Genomic DNA, 25,126 nt, shown 5'->3' with positions numbered 1-25,126 from the left:
CTTTGTATTACATGAATTCAGCAACTAATTTTTCGAATTGTGCTTTTTCTAATTGAAGTTCTGATTCAACTAATGGTTCTTCACTGTATCCAGAAATTAATTGTTGGTATGATTTTTGCTCTTTGTTTTGGTAGATAAGACCAGTTACTAAACCTTTATTTTGCATTAATGTTTGCATAGCCATTTCTTTGTTTGATGGATCATATCCTTCAACATCAGAAAGTTTAACAAGATTTTCTTTAAACCAGTCATATGTGTTTACTTTATTGTAAGTTACACATGGGCTGAATACGTTAATTAAAGAGAAACCTTTGTGGTTAATACCTTGCTCAATTAATGAAGTTAATTCTTTTAAATCACTTGAGAAACTTTGAGCTACGAATGTTCCACCAGCTGTTAATGCCATTTCCATTACTGAAAGTGCAGATTCAACTGAACCTTGTGGCGTACTCTTAGTTTTGAATCCTACATCACTACGAGGTGATGTTTGACCTTTTGTAAGACCATAGATTTGGTTGTCCATTACGATATACGTAATGTCGATGTTACGACGAATTGCATGGATTGTATGACCTAAACCGATAGCGAATCCATCACCGTCACCACCAGAAGCGATAACAGTTAGATCACGGTTAGCCATTTTTACACCTTGTGCAATTGGAAGTGAACGACCATGGATACCATGTAAGCCGTATGAGTTAATATATCCAGAAATACGACCAGAACATCCAATACCAGAAACTACTGCAAGGTTATCAGGTTCTAAACCAACATTTGCTGCTGCACGTTGAATAGATGCTTGTACAGAGAAGTCTCCACATCCTGGGCACCAGTTTGGTTTAATATTATTACGAAATTCTTTAAATGTTGCCATTTAGAACAACTCCTTCCTTGCAAGTATTGTAAATTTCTTTTGGTAAGAAAGGATTTCCATCATATTTTAGTAAGCTTGAAATCTTTTCTGCATGACCACAATTCATTTTAATAATGCTTGCTAATTGACCAGTAGCATTATTTTCAACAACGATTACACGCTTAGCTTTTTTAAGCTCAGGCATTAATTCGTTTGTTGGGAATGGGTGAATTAGACGGATATGAGCATGGTTAACTTTGATACCATCTTGCTCTAAACGAATCATTGCTTCTTCAATCGCACCACGAGTTGAGTTGAAACCAACTAGTAATACATCAGCATCATCGTGTTTAGAGTTCACTAACACTGGGTTAGGGAATTTTAGGTTATTTAACTTGCGCATACGTTTATCCATTTGTTGATTACGGTTAGTTGGTGATTCTGATGGTTTACCCATTTCATCATGCTCAACACCAGTTACGTGGTGAATTCCACCTTTCATACCTGGTACTACACGAGGAGAAACGCCATCTTCAGTCACTTCATAACGTTTGAAGTATTCTTTGTTTTCTGATACAGGTAATTCTTGTTTGTAATCAAACTTACCACGGCGAATTTGTACTTTTTCAAATTGAAGTGGCTCAACAGTTTGTTTACCTAAAGAAAGTTGTAAGTCAGTAATTACGATAACAGGTACTTGGAATTCTTCAGCTACGTTAAACGCTTCCACCATATCGTAGAATCCTTCTTCTACTGTACTTGGAGCGATTACTACTTTCGGAATTTCACCGTGAGTTCCGTAGATCATAGCCATTAAGTCTGATTGCTCTTGTTTAGTTGGAAGACCAGTACTTGGACCTCCACGTTGAGTATCAACGATTACTAAAGGAACTTCAGTTATACCAGAAAGACCGATTGCTTCCATCATTAATGAAAGACCAGGACCTGCAGATGCTGTTAATGTACGAACACCAGCATAGTTAGCACCGATTGCCATTGTACATGCAGCAATTTCGTCTTCAGTTTGAATAACTGCTCCACCATACTGAGGTAATTTTTTGATTAAGTATTCCATAATTTCAGATGCTGGCGTAATTGGATACGCTGCCATAAAACGAGAACCACCAGCTAATGCACCCATTGCGATTGCATCGTTACCGATTAGGAACATACGTTTTTTACCATCAGCTTCTGATAATTGCATTTTATTTACATTCACGCCAAGCATTTCTCTCATTTCTTCTGCTCCACGTGCGATTGCTTCTATGTTTTTCTCAACAATTTGTTGACCTTTTTTACCAAAAATTTCATCTACAACTTCTCTGAAAACTTCAATTGATAGACCTAAAATTGCACTTGAAGCTCCAACTGCAACCATGTTTTTCATTAATGAAGTACCTAGTTCAGTAGCTAATTCTGTAAATGGAATTGAATAAAGTGTTACGTCAGTTGAATCTGGAATTGTCGGATTAAATTTAGCATCAGCGATTACGATACCGCCTTTGCGTAATTCATAAAAGTTTACATCGATTGTTTCTTGGTCAAATGCTACTAAAATATCTAAGTCATCTGAAATTGCACGAACTTCAGTTGTACTTACACGAATTTTGTTATTAGTGTGACCACCTTTAATACGAGAAGAGAAATGACGATATCCGTATAAGTAGTAACCTAAACGGTTTAACGCAATTGCAAAAATCTCACCTGTACTTTCGATACCTTCACCCTGTTGTCCTCCAACTTTCCACGAAAGTTGTTCAATCATTTCCTACACCCCTTTGAATGCCCTCATTCGTAATAAATTAAATTATAAATGGATAATTTTTTTGCATATCATTCATTTGTTATAAAAGAATGAAAGCGATTTAAGACATATCTTTTGATATGAGTTAATTCGCTTTCAATTCTAGACCTATTAACCAAAAAAATCAATGATTTTGAAAGAAATTATTCCTTTAATTTTTATATTTTTATTATTCTGAACAAGTAACGTGTTATTTGTAATGTATATATGATGAATAATTCTCATACATAAAGCCTTTAACCTGTTGTTCTGTATAGTGTTTAAGCAATTCATTTGTTAAATTTTGATAAAGTCCTACGTGATGTAAATTTGTTGGATGAGTATCGATTCCATCAAAATCTGATCCCATCGCAATAAATTTTTCTCCACCTAGAGAGCACATATAATCAATATGTTTAAGAATATCTGAAATACTTGCGACACCTTCATCGACTAAAAAAGTAGGATAGAAATTTATCCCTACTATTGCTCCTCTATTAAACATAGCCTTTAGCTGTTCATCATTTAAATTTCTTGGATGTTTACAAATCGCTTTAGCATTTGAATGAGTCGCAGTTGGATATTTTGCTTGTTCAAATGCATCCCAAAACGCGGCTTCAGTACAATGAGAAAGATCACACCACATATTATGCTCATTTAAGTAATGAACTACACTTCTTCCAAAATTAGTTAACCCACCATTTCTTTCTTCAAGAATTCCATCTGCAGCTTCATTTGCATAATTCCATACTAGACCTACACTACGTACGCCTAGACGATGTAATATCTTTAAGCGATTAATATCACCTAAAAGTGCATCACAGCCCTCTAGCGTCAAAATAGCACCCATTTCGTGACTTTTTAATCCAACTTCATCTTCTTTTGTTCGAATAACTTTTATATTATTATTTTCTGTTGCTACTTTTTCATAAAAAAGTGTGACACATTGAAGAGCAGCATCAAATTTGATTAGTTTATGTATATTTTCGGGAATATAAATCGCATAGCATTGTATTTTACTATTCCCTTGTTTTAATCGATTAACTGAAACTTGTAGTGAATCATCATTTTCAAAATTGATTGAAGGCTTTTCAAATAATTTCATCAATACATCACAATGAGCATCAAAAACTTTCATAATTAATACCCTCCCATTTTTTTGACTATTGAAACTAGTGTAACATATTAATAAATCCAATAATAAAAGTAATAATTATACGCAAAAAAACTCGTCGACTGACGAGCTTCAAGTTGGAGCTAAAGTCTTAACTCAACTTTTTAATTACAAATTTGCGTAATCTGACTCGCTACGACTTAATCTTTCTTTAATTAAAAATAAAACAACCTGTCGCTTTAGGCTAACAGGTTGTTATTATTAACGAGGCTCTACGATTAATTTTATCGCTGTACGCTCTTCCCCATCGATTTGAATATCTGTAAATGCAGGGATACAAATTAGGTCTACACCACTTGGTGCAACGAATCCTCTTGCAATTGCAACTGCTTTTACAGCTTGGTTTAACGCGCCAGCACCAATTGCTTGAATTTCTGCTGTACCACGCTCTCTCAATACACCTGCAAGTGCTCCTGCTACAGAATTAGGGTTTGACTTTGCTGAAACTTTTAATATTTCCATTCCTGATCCTCCTTGTACTTACAAAGCTATTATTGTGTACAATAAAAACTATTCTCGATAACAAGAAGTTATTCCTGCAAATATTTAAAAGTTTTTTAAAAATTTTCACAATTCTTTTAATTGATATTATAGCTCTTGATGATCATCATTTATTTGTATTCTTTTTATTGATTTTGCTAGACCAGTTTGTTTATCTAATTCGATGATTACACCACTTAACTGACCTCTACCTTCATCTACTTCGAATCTCACTGGTAAGTTCGTTAAGAATTTTTTAATAACAGCTTCTTTCGTAACGCCTAGAATGCCATCATATGGACCTGTCATTCCAACGTCCGTAATAAACGCTGTACCAGCAGGTAAAACTCGCTCATCAGCCGTTTGAACATGTGTATGTGTACCAACTACCGCTGTTACTCTTCCATCCAAATACCAGCCCATCGCAATTTTTTCACTTGTTGCTTCAGCATGAAAATCAACAAAAATGATGTTTGTTCGTTTTTTAGCGATTTTTATTAGCTCATCAGCTTTTTTAAAAGGACAATCAAGTGGTGGTAAAAATGTTCTACCTTGTAAATTTATAACGGCTATTTCAACATCATTAAAATTTAAAAAGACTAATCCATTACCTGGTGTACCTTCAGGGAAATTAGCTGGTCTAACTAAGTATTTTGCTTGATCAATAAATTCAAAAATATCCTTTTTATCCCATGCATGGTTACCAAGTGTTACTGCTTGCGCACCTAATTCTAAAAATTCGCGGTAAATTTTTTCCGTTATTCCTTTACCATGTGCTGCATTTTCACCATTTATAATCGTTACTGAAGGATTATATTTCCTTTTTAAAGCTTGAATATTAGCCTTTACCATTGCCCTACCATTTGAACCAACTACGTCGCCTATAAACATTATTCTCATTTCGTTACATCCTTCCAACTTGCCACTGTTAATTCACAGCACTGATTTTACTATTAGATTACCCAAAAATACGAAAAGCCCCATTACTAGCACAATCTGAATCTTCATCTATGCCATTCAACTAAGATTCATTTCAGATATGTATTAGTTGGAGCTATTTTTAAAAATACTTTATTTTGTTACAAAAAAGAAAATAAAGTGGCATAGACCACTTTATTTTGCATACTCGACAGCTCGAGTTTCACGAATAACCGTAACTTTTATATGGCCTGGATAATCCAGTTCATCTTCAATACGTTTTCTAATATCTCTCGCTAATCTATGAGCTTGTAAATCATCAATTGTATCTGGTTTTACCATGATGCGTACTTCACGACCTGCTTGAATAGCGAATGATTTTTCTACACCTTCGTATGATTCAGAAATCTCTTCAAGCTTTTCTAAACGACGGATATAGTTTTCTAATGTTTCGCTACGTGCTCCTGGTCTAGCAGCAGATAATGCATCTGCAGCAGCTACAAGAACCGCAATAATTGAAGTTGGCGCAGCATCTCCATGATGAGATGCAATACTATTGATAACTACTGGATGTTCTTTATATTTCGTTGCTAATTCGACACCAATTTCAACGTGACTTCCTTCTACCTCATGGTCAATTGCTTTACCAATATCGTGAAGTAAACCTGCACGTTTTGCAAGTTTTGTATCTTCACCAAGTTCAGCAGCCATAAGTCCAGCTAGGTTTGCAACTTCCATCGAATGCTTTAACACATTTTGACCATAACTAGTTCTAAATTTCAGACGACCTAATATTTTAATTAAGTCAGGGTGAATTCCATGAACACCAACTTCAAAAGTAGTTTGTTCACCGACTTCACGTATGTACTCATCTACTTCTCGTCTTGATTTTTCAACCATTTCTTCAATTCGTGCAGGATGGATTCGACCATCTTGTACTAATTTATCTAGTGCAATTCGTGCAGTTTCACGACGAATTGGATCAAAACCTGATAATATTACAGCTTCAGGCGTATCATCAATAATTAAATCTATACCAGTTAACGTTTCTAAAGTACGTATATTTCGTCCTTCACGGCCAATAATACGACCTTTCATTTCATCATTTGGAAGATTTACAACTGAAACAGTTGTTTCAGCAACATGATCTGCAGCACATCGCTGGATTGCTAATGATAAAATATCTTTTGCTTTCTTATCTGCTTCTTCTTTTGCTCGAGCTTCTGTTTCTTTTACTAGTATTGCTGTTTCATGGGATAATTCATTTTCGACTTTAGTAAGTATTAATTGTCTTGCTTCTTCACGATTTAAGCTAGAAATTCTCTCTAACTCTTCTTGTTGAGCAGCAATTAATGCTTCTATCTTGCTTTCCATTTCTTCTATCTGCTGTTGTTTTAAAACAAGAGATTCCTCTTTTCTTTCAAGAACAGACTCACGTTTTGAAAGTCCATCATCTTTACGATCTAAGTTCTCTTCTTTTTGCATTAAACGATTTTCTGACTTTTGTAGTTCACTACGACGGTCTCGAATTTCGTTCTCTGCATCTGTACGAATTTTGAAAATTTCGTCCTTTGCTTCCAATAAAGCTTCTTTTTTAATTGTTTCTGAATCACGTTTTGCATCTTCAATAATTTGATTTGCATGATTAGTTGCGCCATTTATTTTAGCTTCTGCAATGGACTTACGGACAAAAAATCCGACAGCATAACCGACTCCGAATGTGGCAAGCAATGCGAAGATGATCAAAATTATAGTATTTGCACCCATGATTTCACCTCCTCTTGCTATTTAGTTAGTTTCATTTTTGTCGGCTGTTATATTGTATAAATAATTGCATCAACATACAGCACACTTCAATTCAATTTTTCACAAAATAGTAATATTTTTTTAGAATATACACTTAAATATTAAATCTCTTACCAAATGATGTCAAGCCTTGTAAATCGCTTACTTACTTGATTTATCAATATTTATTACATTTTTACTAGATTTCATACATGAGAATCTAAATTTTATTCATTAATTTTTTTTTAAGATCTGATTAATAAGTTAATTGATCGAATTTTTCATTTATAAAGTACTACTTATAATTATAAAAGAAAATAGGTATTGTCTGTTATTTTGATAAGCCCTGATCATAAAAGTATGCCTGATTCTAATGCAAAACACCTACATACCATGATTGATTTGATTTGACTCTTCATTGTCATTCCAATAACCTCTCACTTGGAATTTCCTATAGGCCTGGTGAATCCTTCCATTCTCTAAAAATAAAGGAAACATGAAATTATAAATATAAAAAAATGCAGGCACTTTTAATAAGCGCCCGCATTTTTTGTTAACTTATGATTACTCATTTAATAAAGAGAATTGTTCTTCGTCATCTGTTTCAGTAATAGTAACAGGGTTATCTAAACCATGATGAAGACGGATTGATTGTTTAATCGTATCACGTATTTCTTTATTTTCTTTTAAGAATGACTTAGCATTCTCACGACCTTGTCCAAGACGCTCTTCATTGTAAGAATACCAAGCTCCACTCTTAAGAACGATATCTAAATCAGATCCAATATCAAGAATTTCTCCTTCTTTAGAAATACCTTCTCCATACATAATGTCTACTTCTGCTTGTCTAAATGGTGGTGCTACTTTATTTTTAACTACTTTAATCTTTGTTTTGTTACCCACAATATCATTACCTTGTTTTAATTGTTCAGCACGACGTACTTCTAAACGAATTGTAGAATAGAATTTTAACGCACGTCCACCTGGAGTCGTTTCAGGATTACCAAACATAACCCCAACTTTTTCACGAATTTGGTTAATGAAGAATGCAATCGTTTTTGACTTGTTAATTGCACCAGAAAGTTTACGTAATGCTTGAGACATTAATCGTGCTTGTAGACCTACGTGAGCATCACCCATCTCACCTTCAATTTCAGCTTTTGGAACTAATGCAGCGACTGAATCAATTACGATAATATCAATTGCACCACTACGTACTAATGCTTCAGCGATTTCAAGTGCTTGTTCACCTGTATCTGGTTGAGATAATAATAACTCATCAATGTTTACACCTAATTTTTGAGCATAAACCGGATCTAATGCATGCTCAGCATCTATAAACGCCGCTTGTCCTCCATTTGCTTGAACTTCAGCGATTGCATGTAATGCTACAGTTGTTTTACCTGAACTTTCAGGACCATATACTTCGATAATTCGTCCTCTAGGATAACCACCTACACCTAATGCAACATCTAGTGCTAACGATCCACTAGAAATAGTTGAAATTTGGCGGTCAGTTTGTTCCCCAAGTTTCATAATTGAACCTTTACCGAATTGTTTTTCAATTTGTTTTAAAGCCATATCTAATGCAGCTTGACGATCACTCATTTAGATTCCTCCTTAAGGATTCATTTATCTCTTAACTATATAATAACTGTTTTTTGTTCGTTTGCCAACAAAAAAATAGAACGTTTATTCGATATTTTTCGTATTTAAACTTAATTTTTAAAGAATAGAAACGCTTGTTTCGTATTTTTCGGTCTATAAAACTAGATTTTTATTAATATCGAAACTATAAAATTAAAAAACTCGGCTAAATTAACCGAGCTTTTATATTATAAAATATTCTATTTCATTTTATAAGTCTTGACTTTCAAAACTTGAATTAATTAATTTAATCAACAAGTTCGCGCCATTTTTGACACTTGATAATCTTATTTGTTCTCTAGTGCCACTGAATTGAAACTCTTTTACAATTGGATCAGAATCGCCAATTTTTATACCGATAAATACTTTCCCTACTGGCACATCTTCTAATGTAGACGGTCCTGCTTCACCAGTAAAACTAATTGAAATATTACTTCCTGTTAATCTTTGAATATTTTCAACTAGTGATTTTGCACACTCTGCACTTACTGCACCATTTTTATTAAGAATGTCTGATGGAACATTTAAAAGGTTTTGTTTCATTTCATTAGAATAACAAACAATACTACCTTTAAAAATAGACGAGTTCCCAGGAATATCTGTCACTCTTTTACTGAATAGACCTCCAGTTAAACTTTCAGCAGCAGAAATAGTCAGTTTAAAATCTTTTAGCTTATTTGATAAAACTGTAAATAAGTTTTCATTATTTGTACCATATATAAACTGCCCAACACGCTCACGTATTTTTTCTTCAGCTTGTCCAATTAGTTTTTCTGCCTCTTGTTCATTACTAGCACTTGCAGTAACTCGAAGCATTACTTCTCCCTCACTCGCTAAAGGAGCAATCGTTGGATTTGATTGATTTTCAAGTAAATCAAGTATTTCAGTTTCTAAAATCGATTCCCCGATGCCAAAAAACTTAAGCTCTTTCGAAATAATCGTACTTGCTTCCTTACCTTTTAAAAAATAAGGAATTAGTTCTTTCTCAACCATCGGAATCATTTCTTTAGGTGGTCCTGGTAATAATACAAATTGTTTATTTTTCGCTTCATAAACCATTCCAGGTGCCATACCATTTTTATTCAATAAAACATGTGCGTTATTAATGACTAATGCTTGTTTTTTATTATTTTCAGTCATTGGTCGATTTACTTTAATAAAATATTTTTCAATATACTCTAGTGATTGATCATGGTAAACAAGTGACTCTTGAACAAATTCTGCGACAACTTCTTTCGTTAAATCATCCTTTGTTGGTCCAAGTCCACCAGTTAAGATGATTAAATCACTTCTTGATGAAGCAATTTCTAATGCACTTTTAAGTCGTTCGGAATTGTCTCCTACAACTGTTTGGAAATGATGGTGATATCCTAATGCAGATAACTGTTTAGCTATAAATTGAGCATTTGTATTTGCAATTTGGCCTAAAAGTAGCTCAGTACCTACTGCGATGATTTCAGCACGTTTCATATCATTTCCCCCTATATTATTAATTACATAGATTTAAGAAGAACATCTCTATTTTTATAAAAATAATCCCAACCAGAATATACTGTAAAGAATAATGCCACCCAAAGTGATACATCTGCAATTGAAAATGGTAAGAAATTCAATGGGAAATCATGTAAGAAATATGCAGAAATCGCAACTATTTGAGCCCAAGTCTTAATTTTACCTAGCATTGCAGCAGCATGAACTTCTCCAGAGCCAGCTAAAATCATTCGTAAACCGGTTACAGCAAACTCTCTACTTATTATGATAATTGTAATCCACGCAGGAACATAATGAAAATCAGTTAAGATAATTAATGCTGATGAAACAAGTAATTTATCAGCAAGTGGATCTAAAAACTTTCCAAAATTAGTAACTAGATTATATTTTCTTGCGTAATAACCATCTATAAAATCAGTAACTGAGGCAATAATAAAAATTGCAGCTCCTACTAAATGATTAACTGGTATTGAATCACCCATTAATGTAACATTTCCCCATCCAAAATCGATTAAAACGGCAATCATAAATAATGGAATTAGACAAACCCTTGAAACTGTAATCTTATTTGGTAAATTCATGGTAAAACCCTCCAAAACTTTCTAAAAATGAAGCATTTATAATAAATGAATAAAAGCCATCTTAAAGATGACTATTGATTCATTTTTAAATTTTTAATCGTAATCTTTTGGTGAACAGCATTTGTTGGACTAACTGGATACTTAAATACCTCATCGTTAATTCGTAGCTCAACATTATTAGAAGCACCAATATTTACAGTTACTTCATTTTCATCTGTTAAGTCGTAGTTTTGAGTTTGTCCATGTTTTAAAATTCCGGAATAGAACATTTTTCCATCAGCATTTTTTAAATCCACATAACTTTCACCATTTGCAACTACTTCTAATTTAAATACATCCGTACCAGATAAAGAAATAGTAGTTCGTTTACCCGCTGCAGAGTCAACAGTAATTTTTTGCGCTGGCGTTTGCTCAGTCACATCATTTTTCGGTTTCTCTGTTTTTTTCGTATTTTTAACTTTTGCCTGATCTAGCGCATTATTTTTTGGCTTTTCAATTTCAGAATTAGAGTTAGATTGTGATTGATTTGTATCCGCAGATTTTTCATCATTTTTTGATGGGAACATCATATAAATAGCGATGCAAATCCCAATGATAAGAATCGCTACTAGTATCCTTGGTAAATAATCCATTATTCGTGATGACTTAACATTGCTTAATGGTTCTTTAAGCTTCGATGCTCTACTAGGGATTTCTTCATACTTTACTTCTTCTACTGTACTAGCCACAGTTGATTCCTCTACCACTGGCTTTTCAGTTAGAAATCCAGAAACGTCAACACCAATTGTTTCTGCATATTGTCTAATAAATGCACGAACATAAAATTGCCCTGGCAATATTTCATAATTACCTTCTTCAATTGCTTCAAGATAACGTTTCTGAATCTTCGTTAACTCTTGTACATCGTCAATTGATAAGCCTTTCGCTTCTCTTGCTTCTCGTAAATATTTTCCTAATTCTGTCACAAGTTACACCCCAACTAACTTTAAAAATCAAACATCGAGAACGAGTTGTGTCCATTTTTATCCATTTGGTCTACAAGTTCGTATTTAATTTCTTCATTTTCATCATTTCTTAATTCAATTATGTAATCAAAATCTTCTAAAGAGTATTCAGTTTGCTGTACAAATACATCAGGATGCTCCACTACTTTCACAGAAGACATTGCCATAATTTCGCGAACCAATTGCCAATGTTGCTCATTTGCTCTTCTATGAGAAAGAATGCCATCAATAATAAATACATTATCTGAATTATATTCGTCTTCTATTAATTGACTTCTTAATGTTTGTTTAATTAATGTTGATGAAACAAATAACCAGCGTTTATTTGCACATACACTTGCTGCTACAACTGATTCAGTTTTACCAACACGAGGCATTCCTCTAATTCCGATTAGCTTATGGCCTGGCATTTTAAATAATTCTGCCATAAAATCAACAAGCATACCTAAATCATCGCGGACAAAACGAAAAGTCTTTTTATCATCTACGTCTCGTTGAATATAAGTGCCATGTCTTACAGCTAAGCGATCTCTTAGAGTTGGCTTTCTAAGTTTAATTATTGTTATATTGTCCATAGTATTTAAAATTGATTCAAATCTAGTAATTTGATCATCGTTATCGCAACCAAGTAACATGCCGCGTTTCATTGTGTCGACACCATTGATTGTTAAAATATTAATCCCTAGCATACCGATTAGCGATGCAATATCTCCAAGTAGTCCAGGGCGATTCTTATGTATTTCATACTCAAAATACCATTCGATTAACTCCATACCTATACCCCCTATTTGTTAACTACTTAACTCTCCATTTAATAATAAACGATTTCGCCATAATATAAAAGGTAAAATATGTGAAATAAATAACTTTCGACCGGAAACTTTGCTATGAAGTATGCCAACCGCCGTTTACTCCAAGGATTTGGCCAGTTATATAAGAAGATTGTTCGGAAATTAGGTAATTTACAGTATTCGCAATTTCACTTGGAAGAGCTAAACGATTCATTGGAATTTCATTTGCAATTTCTTTTAAATCTTCTTCACTGAAGGTATTTAACATATTGGTTTTAACGGCACCTGGAGCAACAGCATTTACTTTTATTCCACTTGGTCCTAATTCTTTAGCTAATGCCATCACATAGGCGTTTTGAGCACCTTTAGTAGTTGAATATAATACTTCACATGAAGCACCAATTTGTCCCCATATAGACGAAATAACGACGATACTGCCAGATTTTTTAGCCACCATATTAGGAAGAAAATAATTGACTACTTTAATCAAGCTTTTTATATGTAATTGAGTCATTCGATTAATCTCTTCATCACTTACATCGTTAATCAAACCAATGATTGAAAAACCAGATGCATACACAATTGAATCGATTGGATCATTTATTTGAGATGTTAAAATTTCAACTCCATTTTCAATTGACAAGTCTGCTTGAACAAATTGGCAACTTACTTCAATCTCATTAGCCAATTCAATCAGTTTATTAAGTGGCTCTTTCTTACTGTTATAATGGACAACTAAATCATATTTTTCATTGATTAATTTTTTCGAAATTGCTAAGCCAATGTCACCACTAGCTCCAATTACAAGAATTCTTTTTCTCATTTAATATAATCTCCATTTATTCGAGGTTTTAATGCAGGGTTAAAGAGTATTAAGAAATATAAAGGTAAGCGAGGAAGCTCTCTTAAAATTTTTTATTAATAAATAGTACACTTAGATTCTTTAAAAACCCTTAAATTTTTAAAATTTCAAAAAGCATCCCATAGAGGATGCTTTTAATTCATTCAATGAGGAAGAACAAAAAATTCACTCATATAGTCTTCATTTATTAGATGACTGGCACTTTCTTTTAAATCCTCTACAGAAATAGATTGTAACACAGATACAATGTCAAATAAATGCATATCTAAGAACGCATATCGCGTAAATTGGTTAGCGATATATTCTGGAGAATTTAATGAGCGTAAGAATCCGCCAATTTTCTTTTTAACTACGCGATCGACAATTTCTTTTTCCCACTGATGATTTTTTGAGTCTAATAACACTTCTTTTATTTTTTCAGAGAGTTTTTCAGGTGAAGTAGAATCTCCTCCGATGATCGCAAAAGCAAAACCATTTTCTGCAGAGTAATCATATGAGAATGTATCATCGATTAAACCATCTTCATACATTTGTTGATACGTATTTGAGCCTTTACCAAATAAATAATCAAGTAATACTGAAATTGATAATTCATGTTTTAATAAATCGCTTCCACCTTTAGGTGCAGAAAAGTCTTTTACGCCAACGAGTACTTTTGATGATTGGACATTCATATGTAACACTTTTTTCTTTTCTGCAGATTCAGGCGTTTCTTCAGGGAAAAATCTCTTAATTTCATTTGCATCTTTGAACGTTTTTTTGCTTTGGTTTTCTTTAATTAAATTCATTGTTTTATCCGGGTCTACTGGACCTACAACAAAAAACAACATATTACTTGGGTGATAAAAAGTTTCGTAACAAGTATAAAGTAATTCTTTTGTAATTTTTGAAATTGATTCAACTGTACCAGCAATATCTGTTCTAACAGGATGTTTACCATATAAATTAGCAATCATCCCAAAATATTGTCTCCAATCAGGGTTATCTTCGTACATTTTAATTTCCTGACCGATGATTCCTTTTTCTTTTTCAACACTTTGATCAGAAAAATATGGATCTTGAACAAAATCAATTAAAGTCATTAAATTTTGTTCTACATTATTCGTTGCTGAAAATAAATAAGCAGTTCGTGTAAAACTTGTAAACGCATTAGAAGAGGCTCCTTGTTTGCTAAAAACCTGGAATACATCCCCATCTTTCTTTTCAAATAATTTGTGCTCTAAAAAATGAGCAATCCCATCTGGTACAACTAATTTTTCATCTTTTCCTAAAGGAATAAATTCAGAATCAATCGAACCGTATTTCGTTGTAAAGGTCGCATATGTTTTGTTGTAGCCTTGTTTAGGAAGAATATATACTTTTAATCCGTTTTCAAGCTCCTCGAAATAAAGCGTTTCATTCAATTGTTCAAAATACTTTTTTTCCATTATGCTCCCTCCTGACCTTTTAAGAAATAAGTTGTGTGAAGTTTAATTTTATTAGCTACAGCTACAATTTCATTCTTCGTAACTTTTTCAATTTCAGGGAACCAGTCCTCGATTGGACGTTCATTCCCTGCAGCTTGGTCATTGAATAATGTTTCAATGATTCCATATGCAGTGTCCATACTTTCCAATAGACTGTTTTTAATCACTAATTTTGTTTGATCAATTTCTTCTTCAGAGAAATTTCCCTTTTTCATTTCTTCCAGTTGTTCAGCAATAATTGTAGTTGCTTTTTCATAATTTTCACTTGCTATACCAGACATAACCATTAAAATTGATTTATGACTTTCAAAACGAGAAGCAGCATAGTATGCTAAGCTATTTTTTTCTCGAACATTGATAAATAATTTTGAATGAGAGAATCCACCAAAAAGTCCATTAAACACTTGAAGTGCAAAGTAATCTGGATCTTTAATCGAGATTCCAGTAGTATATCCGATGTGTAGTTTGCCCTGATTTAGTTTTTGCTCTTCAATTACTTCATTAGGAGAATCGACTGGCGTTGCTTTTGTTGTATCGACTGTTAATCTTTCACTAGTTGTGTTTCTAAAGTTCTCTTCAACTAATTGTTTACATTGGTCAAATGCAACATCTCCAACTATATAAAGATCAATTAAATCTTGTTGCAAAGCTTTTTCATAATACTTATAAAGTGACTCAGCTGTAATTGAATTGACATCTTCTGTTTTTCCATTTGCAAGTAATGCATAAGGTTCATCCTTAAACATTTCTTCCACTAGTCGTTGATTTGCATATTTCAATTTATCATCATTTATTGATTGAATTCGTTGTACTTGGGTTCTTTTTTGAGTTTCAACATGCTTAGCTGAAAATACCCCATTTTCTAAAAATGGATTTTGCCAAATAGAAGCAATAAGCATTAGCGCTTCATTTAGTAATGAACCTTGATTTGAAAGGTATTTTTCATTTGCAATGTCAATTGTAAATGACATAACATGATAATCCCCTTTTTTCGATACGTCTACAAAGAAGGTCGCCCCATATAATTCTTCTAATTTTCTTCTAATTTCACCATTGGTAGGAAGATCTTTTGTTCCACTTTGCAATACATAAGGTAAAATTCCGCGATACGATACTGTATCTTCTTCAAGTTTTCCACGTACTTTTAATGTAATCGAATTTGTTTTAAATTTTTCAGTTGTTACCACATGTAGCTTAATACCGTTAATATCACTATTTTTGTACTGTAACAAATTCAAATTGAACCCTCCTTAGTCAAATACTATTTACTCATATTTATTTCCAATATCTTCATTGTATCTCTAATTTTACCAAAAATAAAACCTACTGCTTAGTTTACCCAAAATAATTAATTCAAATAAAAATCTGTTCTTTTAAAATAAGTACTACGTCAACCGGAACGAAAGGATGCTCCCTATCCGTGGAGAGAGGTGAAACTCCTCGGCCAGCCTGCGATCTTTTCCTACAGGAGTCTCGCACTTTACGTTTCAATCATTTTCAAAATATAAACGAGTTATTATTTAACTTCCATGTAAAAGTTGAGAGATGATCAACTACAGTAAATATTCATAACAATGATATTATTCCTAATTAATTGACAACATCCTTTAATTAGAATAAAAAAAAGCTTCCTAATTTAATAGGAAGCTTTTTAAACATTTATTTATCGTTTACCTTTTTCATACGCAACACCAACTGATTTTGGTGCTTGAGATGATTTTGAGAAAATTACTAATGCGATTAAAGTTACTACGTATGGGAATAACTTTAATGCTAATGGTGGAATATGAGCTAAACTTGGAATAACTTGCGATACGTTGGCAATTGTTGTAGCTACACCAAAGAATAATGTCGCTGCTAAAATTCCAAGTGGTTTCCATTGTCCAAAAATTAATGCAGCAATTGCTAAGAAACCAAGACCTGCAACACTACCAGTAAATTCGCCAGAGTATGTTACTAAAATAATTGCTCCACCTAATCCAGAGAATGCACCAGAAATAATAACGCCAAGGTAACGAATACGGTATACGTTAATACCTGCTGCATCAGCTGCTTGAGGGTATTCACCACATGCACGTAGACGTAAGCCTAAACGAGTTTTATAAAGTATAAATGTACTAATGATTAGAATACCGATTACTAACCATGTTGTAGAATACGTGTTTTTAAAGAATAGATCTCCGAGAATTGGAATGTTCTTTAAGACTGGGATATCAGTACGAGTAATACCGTTAATACTGATGTTTCCTGATCCAGTAATATTTCTTGCTAAGAAGATTGTTAAAGCACCTGCAATCATATTAATTGCGATACCACTTATTACTTGATCTGCGTGTAAATTTATACTTGCAAACGCATGTAGTAAAGAGAATAAAGCACCTGTAAGAACTGCAACAAGAATTCCTACCCAGATAACCCAAACTTCACCTTGATGAGTTTCTTGAAGTTTTGAAATTGTTAAGGCACTAGCGAAACCACCAACAACCATTAAACCTTCTAAACCAATATTTACGACACCGCTTCGCTCAGAAAATAAACCACCTAATGCTACGATTAATAATGGAATCGTATAGGCAATTGCATATGGGAAAATTTGTATAATTAAATCCATGCCTTATTTCACCTTCTCTCCTACATTGCTGTTTTTGTATTTGCGTGATTTGGATACTCGATCTATAACTTTTTTAATTAAAATACTAGTTGCAGAGAAATAAATAATGATAGCAATGATAACATCAGCAATATCTGGTGGAATTGAAGTCATTGCACTCATAAAACCTTTACCAGAATATAATAGTCCAAAGAAAATTGCTGAGAAAAATACGCCAACTGGTGTATTCATTCCTAAAAGTGCCACAGCAATTCCGTCGAATCCTTCAGTAGGTAAAACACCTATTTGAATTAGCGATGCATTACCAGCGAATTGAACAACACCTGCTAAGCCTGCAAGTCCACCTGAAATCATCATTGATAAAACAACATTTCTATTTACTGAAATACCAGCGTATTCAGCAGCACTACGGTTGTAACCTACAGCTTTTAATTCATACCCTAATACTGTGCGATTAATAATAAATGAAATAACGATTACCATAATAACGGCGATAAATAAACCGAAGTTAATATATGAACCACCAAATAAATTTGATAATAACGGCATTTTTAATGTTGCAGCATCTGCAAGCATTTTTGACTCTGTTTCAGTACTACCTTTAAAATATTGTGGTACTAAATAATAAACAGTCCAGTATGCAATCCAGTTCATCATAATCGTAGAAACTACTTCGTGAACATTAAACTTAGCTTTTAGTAGTCCTGGAATAAATGCCCAAGCTGCACCTGCAATAAAGGCTACAATTACCATAATTGGAACTAAGATAAGAGTAGGTAAATCGACAGTTAAACCAATTGCAGAAGCACAAAATCCTGCGAAAAGCATTTGGCCAGCTGCACCAATATTAAATAAACCTGTTCTGAATGCAAATGCAACAGAAAGTCCTGTTAAAATTAACGGAGTAGCAGTAGCAAATGTATTACCAATACGCTCCGGATCTTTTAATCCACCTTGGAATAAATAAGTAAACCCTTCTATTGGATCATTACCTGTTACTAAAATTAATAATGCTCCAGCTAGTAAACCTAAAACTACGGCAATTAAAGAAATGATTCCTCCCTTTTTCATGCCCCTTCACCTCTCCTTATACCAGCCATCATTAATCCTAATTCATCTTCATTTGTGTCTTTGGCATTAACGATATCAACGATTTCTCCAGCATTTACGATTGCAATGCGGTCAGATAAATTAAGAACTTCATCTAGTTCTAACGAGATCAATAGAACAGCTTTTCCACTATCTCTTTGCTCAATTAATCTCTTATGAATATACTCTATCGAACCAACGTCTAAACCACGTGTTGGCTGACATGCAATTAATAACTCAGGCTTAAGTTCGATTTCGCGACCAATGATTGCTTTTTGTTGGTTTCCTCCAGACATTGATTCAACGACTGTTTTAGCCCCTTCACCAGAGCGTACATCGAATTCTTCAATGATTTTCTTTGCATGTTTGGCAATCGCAGCTTTATCTAAAACTCCATATTTAGAGAACGGTTCTTGATTATAAATCTCTAGAACAACGTTTTCTTCAATCGTATATTCAAGAACAAGTCCTCTTTTTTGACGATCCTCTGGAATGTGTGCAATACCACTTCTAATTCGCTCACGTATACTGCGTTTTGTAATATCTTGATTTTTTAATAAAATAGAACCCTCTTCAATCGGTCTTAACCCTGTAATTGCTTCAACAAGTTCAGATTGTCCATTTCCTTCAACTCCGGCAATCCCAACGATTTCACCTGCTCGAACTTGAAGTGTAGCATTTTTTAAACCTAAAACTTTTTTATTATTTTTGACACTTAAATTATTTACATCTAATACAACTTCACCAGGTTTTGATTCTACTTTATCTACCTTGAAAGACACCTGACGTCCGACCATCATAGATGCCATTTCAGATTCAGAAGTTTGTTTTACATCAACTGTACCAATGTACTTCCCATGACGAATGACTGTACATTGATCTGCAACAGCTTTAATTTCTTTTAATTTATGTGTAATGATAATGATTGACTTGCCTTCATTAATCAAGTTTTTAATAATCTTCATTAAATCTTGTATTTCTTGTGGAGTAAGTACTGCTGTTGGCTCATCTAGGATTAATACTTCAGCATTACGATATAAAGTTTTTAAAATTTCGACTCTTTGTTGCATCCCTACTGTAATATCTTCAATCTTTGCATATGGATCTACATTTAAGCCGTAAGTTTTAGAAAGCTCTTCAATACGTTTTGCTGCAGTCTTGATATCTACTACTAGCCCTTTTTTAGGTTCAAGACCTAGAATAATATTTTCTGTTACTGTAAAATTTGAAACTAATTTAAAATGTTGGTGAACCATTCCGATTCCTAGTTCATTTGCAACATTTGGATTTGAAATTTTAACTTCTTTACCTTTTATTTTTATAATCCCTTTTTCGGGTGTGTACATTCCAAAAAGGACGGACATTAAAGTTGATTTCCCTGCTCCGTTTTCACCTAATAAAGCATGAACTTCCCCTTTTTTTAATCGTAGTGTAATATTATCATTCGCTATAATGCCAGGAAACTCTTTTGTTATATTTAGCATCTCCACTACATATTCCATAATTTTCCTCCTTGATATTACGAAGTCATTTTTTATTTTTAAAGTTTTACTTGATTTCGAAATATTTTTCTATATTTTTTATTTAAGGAGGGCTTAACTCTCTCTCCCGATCGTCATGCCCTAATCAATTGGAAGCTTTTTCAATTAAGTGCTTGCAATTGATTAAAGCATGAAAGAAAAAAATTATTTTTAGGGTAGAAGAAGCATATAAAAGGGTCTCCTTTCCTATGCTTCTTCTATCATTTATTAATTAGAAAGATAATTACTTAATTAAATTTCCTCTTTCACTTGCTACTACAATTTCACCAGACTTAACTTTGTTAAATACATCATTAACTTTTGTTAAAGTATCAGAACTTAAGTTTGGATTTTCTTTTGGTAAACCAATTCCATCATTTTTTGCATCGTAAGTTAAAGTTTGTCCACCAGGGAATTTTTTATCTTTTTCAGCTTTAACCATATCAGAAGCTGCTTTTGCAACACCTTTCATAGCTGAAGTTAAAATTACTGATTTGTTATCTTTATAAACTCCATCAGCGTACTGATCTACGTCTACACCAACAACCCAAACTTCTTTACCACTAGCTACTCTGTTTTTAGCTTCAGTAATAGCACCTTGTCCTACTCCACCTGCTGCAGCGAAAATCGCTTTAACGCCACGGTCATACATTTGAGCTGCGATTTGTTGACCTGCTGCTTTGTCTGTAAAGCTTCCAGAATAAACAACGTTATTAGCTTTTAAAGTAATGCTAGTTCCAAGGTTCTCGTTTGCATATTTAATACCTTGTTGGAATCCCCAGTTATATTTTTGAACTGCTGGAATTTCCATACCACCGATAAATCCAACATCACCAGTTTTTAATTGAACTGCTGTTGCAATACCAGCTAGGTAGCCAGCTTCATGTTCTGAGAAGAAAATTGAAACTGTGTTATCTTTTACATTTGGAGTAAAATCTTTAGCTGTATGTGGAGTACCATCGATAATGACAAATTTGTCATCTTTATATTTATCTTGCGCTTTGTTAATTGCTGTTTCAAATTTATAACCAGGAGTTATGATAAATTGAAACCCTGCATCATTTAAGTTTCCGATTTCTTTTAAATAATCTGCTTCAGTTTCACCAGCAGGTTTTAAGTATTTTGTATCTTGCTTAAGATTGAAACCTAAATCTTTAGCTCCAGCTTGGATCCCTTCCCAAGTACCTTGGTTAAATGACTTATCATCAATCGTACCAGAGTCAGTTACCATCCCTACTTTAAATGCGCCTTTTGCGTCTTTTGTATCTCCACCTTTACCACAAGCACCTAAAATTGTACCTGCTGCTAAGGCCATTGAAAGAACAAGACCAGCTTTTTTCATCTTCATAAAAATTTGCCCCCTTAAATTTTTATTTACATTTGTACTAGCTTGGTTTATAATCGTTATCTTAACGATCCACCTCCCTAATAATTTTAATGAAATTTCAGTAAACTATATTTGAAAACCAGCCAAAACTTATTTTTCGTAAATATTAATTTGGCTATACAATTTAATTTCTTTTTCTTAAAACATTAAAGCTGAACTGATCCGCTCTGAAGTAATTATAAGAATGTAAAACTGCACGGTTTAAATCGTCAAAATGTAACTGTTCGATTAATAATAATGAAACATCTGGTTCACACTGTAATAAAGGAGAAACTTTATCGTGGTAACCGATAGGTTCAATTCTTGCACTTGAATATTCGATATTTCGACCGGTTTCTTTTTTGATGAATGTAAAGAACGAATGATCTTCATATGAAGGAACCTGTTTAAAATAATTAGTCGGTAATTTATCAATGCAATAAACTACAGGTTCACCATTTGCTGTTCGAATTCTTTCTACTACGTGCATACGATCATCTTCAGTGATTGTGAAGCTTTTTAAATCTTCCTTCGTAGGAACTAATAGTTTAGAAGATAGAAAGATTGTACCAGGTTCTTTCCCTGCATCAATAATCATTTCTGACACACTACTTAATTGTTCAATGCCTGTCCTAAAAATTGGTTTCGGTTTCACAAATGTCCCGACCCCGTGTCTTCTTACTAAGATATTTTCTTCTTCTAAAACTCTTAATGCTTCTCTTAATGTTGCTCTTGATACTCCAAAAATTTTAGATAACTCATACTCTGATGGTAACTTATGATGTGGCAAGTAAATACCATTCTCAATATCTTGTTTTATTCGATCCATCACTTGGAGATAAAGTAATCTGGTGTCTGTTTTAATCTTCATTTCCCATCCCCCAAACTTCGGATTTCAGACATCAGTTGTTAGACATCTGTCGTATAATCCTTCTTTACTATACTGTTATTTTTTACTCATTTCAACACTTTTTTGTAAACGCTTTATTTTTTATTTCGTTAATGAATCATTTGTTCATATTTAACAAAAAAAACTCTTATAATCTACCGTTCCACTTAGTGAAAAAGCTAGATTATAAGAGTTTTTGATTTTCGTAAATATAAATCATTTCTCCATAATAATGCTTTTTCCCCATAGTATTGCAAATATTGGTTGCAATGTAGAAACTTCCGACCCATTATGTCGATATTATATGAGGACTATCAATTTATCTGAAGAAATAATATCATTGTATGTCTAAAAATGTCAATAATGTTTCGACAATTTTTTCTTTTTGTTTAAGACAAGGCTTGCTCATCTTCCACTGGTTTACTAATTAATACTTCCCTAGGTTTACTACCTTCATACGGACCAACTATACCATTATCTTCCATCGCATCAATTAATCTGGCAGCTCTTGTATAACCAATTCTAAACCTTCTTTGTAGTAGTGATACCGAGGCTGATTGCATATTTGTTACTAACTCAACAGCTTCATTATAAAGATCATCATTCACTTCAGATTTCCCATCTTTTTCCTCTTTTACCATCATTTCTTCTTGGTATTGAGCCTTTTGTTGAGAGATTGAAAACTCGACTACTCTTTCAACTTCATCATCAGATAAAAATGCTCCTTGTACTCGAATTGGTTTAGATGCACCGATTGGTTGATATAACATATCTCCTCTTCCTAATAGTTTTTCTGCTCCACCAGTATCAAGAATTGTACGAGAATCTGTTTGAGAAGAAACACTAAAAGCAATTCGAGAAGGTATATTTGCTTTAATGACACCCGTAATAACGTCAACGGACGGTCGTTGTGTAGCAATAATTAAGTGGATACCCGCTGCACGAGCCATTTGAGCTAATCTAGTGATTGAATCTTCCACGTCACTCGAAGCTACCATCATTAAGTCAGCTAACTCATCAACAATCACGACGATAAATGGTAATAAAGGTTGTTTCGAATCAGTCATCGTATTATTTTGTTTCGTTAATTCGTTATATCCTTCGATATTTCTAGTACCTGAATGAGAAAAAAGCTCATATCTTCTTTCCATTTCACTAACAACTTTTCGTAACGCTTGTGAAGCCTTTTTAGGGTTTGTTACAACCGGAGTTAACAAATGAGGAATACCATTATAAACATTTAATTCAACCATCTTCGGATCGATTAGCATTAGTTTTACTTCAGATGGTTTAGCATTCATTAGGATACTAACAATGATTCCATTTATACATACACTTTTTCCACTACCTGTCGCCCCGGCTACTAGTAAGTGCGGCATTTTATTAAGCTCTGCAAATACAGCATCACCAGCAATATCTTTACCTAACGATACAGCTAATGGATTTTGTAATTTCGGATTTTTTGCTTCGAGAACTTCTCTAAGTAATACAGTCGTTATACTCGTATTAGGGACTTCAATTCCTACAGCAGATTTACCTGGAATCGGAGCTTCAATTCGAATGTCTTTGGCTGCAAGTGCAAGTGCTAAATCATCACTAAGATTAACAATACGACTAACTTTTACGCCTGCTTCAGGGTATACTTCATATTTTGTTACCGCAGGTCCATGATGTACTTTTGTGACTGTAGCCTTTACACCAAAACTTTGAAATGTTCTTTCAAGCTTGTCCGCATTTTCCTTTAGTTTGGATTCATTTTCACGTTTTTTAGCACCCTTTGGGTAGGCCAATAAATCCATTGATGGTAATACGTAATCTACTTTATCATCAATACCTACTTCTGCAACTGGCAATTCGATAGACTGATCGTCTTCCTCTGCAAAATGAGCCTGGATTTGATTTGAATTATTTGCGATGATCAATTCTGGCTCCTTAGGTGGCTGATATGTAGGAGAATACTCGATTTGAATTTCTTTTTTCGGCTCGATGTTCTCATCTTCATATGAATTTTTAACTTGGTAATTTAAACTATTACCAGTAGACACTTCTTCTTCATGATCATTGTCTTCATATGAATCTTTCTTTGATTTTCTCTTTTGCTTAGCCTCAGCTCGTCTACTAGTCGTTTTTTGTTCACGACCACGCTTCCAGAAATTTGTAAAATCCTTCCAGGTATCTGAAATTAAATTTCTTACTTTTGGCATTATATATTGATATATATAACCACCAAGTGGCTTACCAGTAATAAATAAAACTCCCGCAACAATTGCAATGATTCCGAATAGAATCGCACCGGTTCGGTCAAATAAGAAATATAAAACTGCAAAAAGTATCGCTCCAATCATACCTCCACCAAGATCCACCGTACTAATTTTGCCTTTGGCTTCAATTAAAAATAAATCGAGCGTACTTTTTATGACAGATTGATCGTGAAATTGATTATTTTTTGCTAATAAATCAAATAGAGTAACATGACTAAACATCAATATACTAAAGAAGATTAACAATCCACCAATCGTAATACTCGAAACAAATGGAGGTCTTTTTCGATAAATTATGCTATATGCAGATAAACCGATGATAAAAAGAAAACTAAGCATGTACCATTCCCCAAAGAAGAATCTCAAGAATAATACAAAGGCTTTACCTACAATACCAAGCTTTAATATTGTTACGATTGATAGTGCTAAAAATATTAATCCACTAATTTCATACCATATTGAACCATTGCCAGTTACTGATTTTCGAGCTTTTGACTTTTGCTGCTTCTGCTTTGCCATGTAATTCACCCCCATCAAAATTTGCAGATTCGCCAA

Annotated in this window: 20 protein-coding genes and 1 riboswitch; all 20 genes read right to left on the bottom strand. The window is 33.5% G+C overall.

The window, feature by feature from the left end; all coding sequences use genetic code 11:
- Positions 1-7: 7 nt before the first annotated feature.
- The 20 genes from COJ46_RS15305 to COJ46_RS15210 all read right to left on the bottom strand — a co-directional run bounded on the left by COJ46_RS15305 (position 8) and on the right by COJ46_RS15210 (position 25,090).
- Positions 8-874 (bottom strand): 2-oxoacid:ferredoxin oxidoreductase subunit beta, encoded by an 867-nt coding sequence (locus COJ46_RS15305; protein ID WP_097975411.1) that lies wholly within the window; start codon positions 872-874, stop codon positions 8-10.
- Complete coding sequence (locus COJ46_RS15300) at positions 861-2,618, bottom strand: 2-oxoacid:acceptor oxidoreductase subunit alpha (RefSeq protein ID WP_097975413.1); 1,758 nt, start codon at positions 2,616-2,618, stop codon at positions 861-863. Before COJ46_RS15300 ends, COJ46_RS15305 begins: the two co-directional genes overlap by 14 nt.
- A gap of 229 nt (positions 2,619-2,847) precedes the next feature.
- Positions 2,848-3,774: a dipeptidase gene (locus COJ46_RS15295; protein WP_097975415.1), complete on the bottom strand. Its 927-nt coding sequence runs from the start codon at positions 3,772-3,774 to the stop codon at positions 2,848-2,850.
- A 237-nt stretch (positions 3,775-4,011) separates the two neighbouring features.
- Positions 4,012-4,272 carry a stage V sporulation protein SpoVS gene (gene spoVS, locus COJ46_RS15290; RefSeq protein ID WP_088041153.1) on the bottom strand — a complete coding sequence of 87 codons (261 nt, stop codon included), beginning with the start codon at positions 4,270-4,272 and terminating at the stop codon, positions 4,012-4,014.
- Positions 4,273-4,398: 126 nt separating this feature from the next.
- Positions 4,399-5,190, bottom strand: a complete 792-nt coding sequence (locus tag COJ46_RS15285; RefSeq protein WP_069034492.1) for a TIGR00282 family metallophosphoesterase — start codon at positions 5,188-5,190, stop codon at positions 4,399-4,401.
- 213 nt (positions 5,191-5,403) lie between these two features.
- A complete protein-coding gene (gene rny / locus COJ46_RS15280) occupies positions 5,404-6,975 on the bottom strand; it encodes a ribonuclease Y (RefSeq protein WP_069034493.1) in 1,572 nt (523 codons plus the stop codon).
- 582 nt (positions 6,976-7,557) lie between these two features.
- The gene (recA, locus tag COJ46_RS15275; RefSeq protein ID WP_097975417.1) at positions 7,558-8,601 is read right to left on the bottom strand and encodes a recombinase RecA; all 1,044 of its coding nucleotides are present in this window, start codon (positions 8,599-8,601) and stop codon (positions 7,558-7,560) included.
- 249 nt (positions 8,602-8,850) lie between these two features.
- On the bottom strand, positions 8,851-10,110 hold the full coding sequence (locus COJ46_RS15270) for a competence/damage-inducible protein A (protein ID WP_097975419.1): 1,260 nt from the start codon (positions 10,108-10,110) through the stop codon (positions 8,851-8,853).
- Positions 10,111-10,133: 23 nt separating this feature from the next.
- Entirely contained in the window at positions 10,134-10,712 is a 579-nt protein-coding gene (gene pgsA, locus COJ46_RS15265; protein WP_097975421.1) for a CDP-diacylglycerol--glycerol-3-phosphate 3-phosphatidyltransferase, read from the bottom strand.
- Positions 10,713-10,783: 71 nt separating this feature from the next.
- On the bottom strand, positions 10,784-11,677 hold the full coding sequence (locus tag COJ46_RS15260; RefSeq protein WP_098566032.1) for a helix-turn-helix domain-containing protein: 894 nt from the start codon (positions 11,675-11,677) through the stop codon (positions 10,784-10,786).
- Positions 11,678-11,697: 20 nt separating this feature from the next.
- Positions 11,698-12,489: a DUF3388 domain-containing protein gene (locus COJ46_RS15255; protein WP_097975425.1), complete on the bottom strand. Its 792-nt coding sequence runs from the start codon at positions 12,487-12,489 to the stop codon at positions 11,698-11,700.
- Positions 12,490-12,601: 112 nt separating this feature from the next.
- Entirely contained in the window at positions 12,602-13,330 is a 729-nt protein-coding gene (gene ymfI / locus COJ46_RS15250; protein WP_097975426.1) for an elongation factor P 5-aminopentanone reductase, read from the bottom strand.
- A gap of 182 nt (positions 13,331-13,512) precedes the next feature.
- On the bottom strand, positions 13,513-14,796 hold the full coding sequence (gene yfmH / locus COJ46_RS15245) for an EF-P 5-aminopentanol modification-associated protein YfmH (protein WP_097975428.1): 1,284 nt from the start codon (positions 14,794-14,796) through the stop codon (positions 13,513-13,515).
- The gene (gene yfmF, locus COJ46_RS15240; RefSeq protein ID WP_483294971.1) at positions 14,796-16,067 is read right to left on the bottom strand and encodes an EF-P 5-aminopentanol modification-associated protein YfmF; all 1,272 of its coding nucleotides are present in this window, start codon (positions 16,065-16,067) and stop codon (positions 14,796-14,798) included. Before yfmF ends, yfmH begins: the two co-directional genes overlap by 1 nt.
- Positions 16,068-16,498: 431 nt before the next feature.
- A complete protein-coding gene (locus tag COJ46_RS15235) occupies positions 16,499-17,446 on the bottom strand; it encodes an ABC transporter permease (RefSeq protein ID WP_097975431.1) in 948 nt (315 codons plus the stop codon).
- Positions 17,447-17,449: 3 nt separating this feature from the next.
- Positions 17,450-18,517, bottom strand: coding sequence for an ABC transporter permease (locus tag COJ46_RS15230; protein ID WP_097975433.1), 1,068 nt, complete (start codon positions 18,515-18,517; stop codon positions 17,450-17,452).
- Positions 18,514-20,037 carry an ABC transporter ATP-binding protein gene (locus tag COJ46_RS15225; RefSeq protein ID WP_097975434.1) on the bottom strand — a complete coding sequence of 508 codons (1,524 nt, stop codon included), beginning with the start codon at positions 20,035-20,037 and terminating at the stop codon, positions 18,514-18,516. Before COJ46_RS15225 ends, COJ46_RS15230 begins: the two co-directional genes overlap by 4 nt.
- Before the next feature lie 262 nt (positions 20,038-20,299).
- Complete coding sequence (locus tag COJ46_RS15220; protein ID WP_217993261.1) at positions 20,300-21,397, bottom strand: BMP family lipoprotein; 1,098 nt, start codon at positions 21,395-21,397, stop codon at positions 20,300-20,302.
- Between the two features lie 169 nt (positions 21,398-21,566).
- The gene (locus COJ46_RS15215) at positions 21,567-22,292 is read right to left on the bottom strand and encodes a GntR family transcriptional regulator (RefSeq protein WP_056470769.1); all 726 of its coding nucleotides are present in this window, start codon (positions 22,290-22,292) and stop codon (positions 21,567-21,569) included.
- A gap of 244 nt (positions 22,293-22,536) precedes the next feature.
- Positions 22,537-22,638, bottom strand: a riboswitch (purine riboswitch).
- Between the two features lie 61 nt (positions 22,639-22,699).
- Positions 22,700-25,090 (bottom strand): DNA translocase FtsK, encoded by a 2,391-nt coding sequence (locus COJ46_RS15210; protein WP_097975438.1) that lies wholly within the window; start codon positions 25,088-25,090, stop codon positions 22,700-22,702.
- Positions 25,091-25,126: the final 36 nt, after the last annotated feature.

Source organism: Bacillus sp. AFS077874 (assembly GCF_002566505.1).
Classification (GTDB): domain Bacteria; phylum Bacillota; class Bacilli; order Bacillales; family Bacillaceae_G; genus Gottfriedia.
This window is presented reverse-complemented; position numbering and strand designations above follow the sequence as displayed.

Excerpts from the sequence above, each read along its gene's own strand:
- COJ46_RS15305 (WP_097975411.1), bottom strand. The coding sequence starts at position 874 with ATGGCAACATTTAAAGAATTTCGTAATAATATTAAACCAAACTGGTGC.
- COJ46_RS15300 (WP_097975413.1), bottom strand. The coding sequence starts at position 2,618 with ATGATTGAACAACTTTCGTGGAAAGTTGGAGGACAACAGGGTGAAGGT.
- COJ46_RS15295 (WP_097975415.1), bottom strand. The coding sequence starts at position 3,774 with ATGAAAGTTTTTGATGCTCATTGTGATGTATTGATGAAATTATTTGAA.
- spoVS (WP_088041153.1), bottom strand. The coding sequence starts at position 4,272 with ATGGAAATATTAAAAGTTTCAGCAAAGTCAAACCCTAATTCTGTAGCA.
- COJ46_RS15285 (WP_069034492.1), bottom strand. The coding sequence starts at position 5,190 with ATGAGAATAATGTTTATAGGCGACGTAGTTGGTTCAAATGGTAGGGCA.
- rny (WP_069034493.1), bottom strand. The coding sequence starts at position 6,975 with ATGGGTGCAAATACTATAATTTTGATCATCTTCGCATTGCTTGCCACA.
- recA (WP_097975417.1), bottom strand. The coding sequence starts at position 8,601 with ATGAGTGATCGTCAAGCTGCATTAGATATGGCTTTAAAACAAATTGAA.
- COJ46_RS15270 (WP_097975419.1), bottom strand. The coding sequence starts at position 10,110 with ATGAAACGTGCTGAAATCATCGCAGTAGGTACTGAGCTACTTTTAGGC.
- pgsA (WP_097975421.1), bottom strand. The coding sequence starts at position 10,712 with ATGAATTTACCAAATAAGATTACAGTTTCAAGGGTTTGTCTAATTCCA.
- COJ46_RS15255 (WP_097975425.1), bottom strand. The coding sequence starts at position 12,489 with ATGGAGTTAATCGAATGGTATTTTGAGTATGAAATACATAAGAATCGC.
- ymfI (WP_097975426.1), bottom strand. The coding sequence starts at position 13,330 with ATGAGAAAAAGAATTCTTGTAATTGGAGCTAGTGGTGACATTGGCTTA.
- yfmH (WP_097975428.1), bottom strand. The coding sequence starts at position 14,796 with ATGGAAAAAAAGTATTTTGAACAATTGAATGAAACGCTTTATTTCGAG.
- COJ46_RS15235 (WP_097975431.1), bottom strand. The coding sequence starts at position 17,446 with ATGGATTTAATTATACAAATTTTCCCATATGCAATTGCCTATACGATT.
- COJ46_RS15230 (WP_097975433.1), bottom strand. The coding sequence starts at position 18,517 with ATGAAAAAGGGAGGAATCATTTCTTTAATTGCCGTAGTTTTAGGTTTA.
- COJ46_RS15225 (WP_097975434.1), bottom strand. The coding sequence starts at position 20,037 with ATGGAATATGTAGTGGAGATGCTAAATATAACAAAAGAGTTTCCTGGC.
- COJ46_RS15220 (WP_217993261.1), bottom strand. The coding sequence starts at position 21,397 with ATGAAAAAAGCTGGTCTTGTTCTTTCAATGGCCTTAGCAGCAGGTACA.
- COJ46_RS15215 (WP_056470769.1), bottom strand. The coding sequence starts at position 22,292 with ATGAAGATTAAAACAGACACCAGATTACTTTATCTCCAAGTGATGGAT.
- COJ46_RS15210 (WP_097975438.1), bottom strand. The coding sequence starts at position 25,090 with ATGGCAAAGCAGAAGCAGCAAAAGTCAAAAGCTCGAAAATCAGTAACT.